This window comes from Advenella sp., from assembly GCF_052108595.1.
GTDB lineage: Bacteria > Pseudomonadota > Gammaproteobacteria > Burkholderiales > Burkholderiaceae_B > Advenella.
This window is the reverse complement of record NZ_JBQEAU010000135.1, coordinates 9,884-10,889: the sequence shown is the minus strand read 5'-3', so window position 1 is coordinate 10,889 and position 1,006 is coordinate 9,884. Positions and strand designations below refer to the sequence as shown.

At 53.2% G+C, this 1,006-nt stretch carries 1 protein-coding gene; it reads left to right on the top strand.

Annotation, left to right across the window (positions count from 1 at the left end; genetic code table 11):
• On the top strand, positions 1 to 536 hold a 536-nt coding region (locus ACTIKR_RS18455), incomplete at its 5' end, for a DUF924 family protein (RefSeq protein WP_442328632.1).
• Positions 537 to 1,006: the final 470 nt, after the last annotated feature.

Genomic DNA, 1,006 nt, shown 5'->3' with positions numbered 1-1,006 from the left:
CTCCACAGGATATTCTTGAATTCTGGTTTGAACAAACCCCTTCTGAGCAATGGTTTACCAGCGATCCGCAACTTGATGCAACAATTTGCGAACGTTTTACCGAGGTATGGCAACAGGCCACGCGCGCCGAGCTAAGCGGCTGGCGCAGCTCCATTCGAGGACGCCTTGCAGAGATCATTGTATTGGATCAGTTCTCGCGCAACATCGGCCGCGGCACACCCCTGGCATTTGCCCATGACACGATGGCGCTGGTGCTCTCCCAGGAAGCAACGCGTACCACCGAATTTGCCGATCTGACGCAACAGGAGAACAATTTTTTGCTGATGCCCATGATGCATTCTGAATCAACCGTGATTCACCAGGCGGCCGAATGTCTGTTTCGCAAATATGGTTCAAATGAGTCGTATCAGTTTGAACTGAAACACAAGGCCATCATCGACGCTTTCGGTCGTTATCCGCATCGCAACGAGATTCTGGGGCGCCCATCGACGCCCGAGGAAATCACCTTCCTGCAGCAACCGGGCTCATCGTTTTGATGCCTGCCGCTCTTGTGCGCCTGGTCGCGCGCCCTCCTCTGGATAATTGCAACCTGAATGCGGCTTGGGGGCCTTGACTGCGCCAGTCGGCCTGCCCGACCGTATCGAAAAACGGCTCCCGGCGCAACGGATCGGCGGCCTCAAGTGTGCCCCAAGGCTTACGCAGGACTGAATTTTCCGAACTTTCACAACAGAATCGGGCCGTTTGCGCGTTCGTTTTCAGAAAATATTTGACCGTGATTTTTTCTGTGATTATCATTAATTGACCAAGCAATTATTGCTTACCCAATTAATTGAACCTACATAATTCCAGCCGATCGAGAAAACGGGCGATGTCGCTGGCATTGCCTGATCCCGCATTGGCCTGGCTGATCATCACGGTTACCATCTTCCATGAGCTCCAATTCAAATACAACGACGGTCACCCCCGACGCACCGTCTGCCGTTCCTGCTTCTTCCGCTGAGGGAAC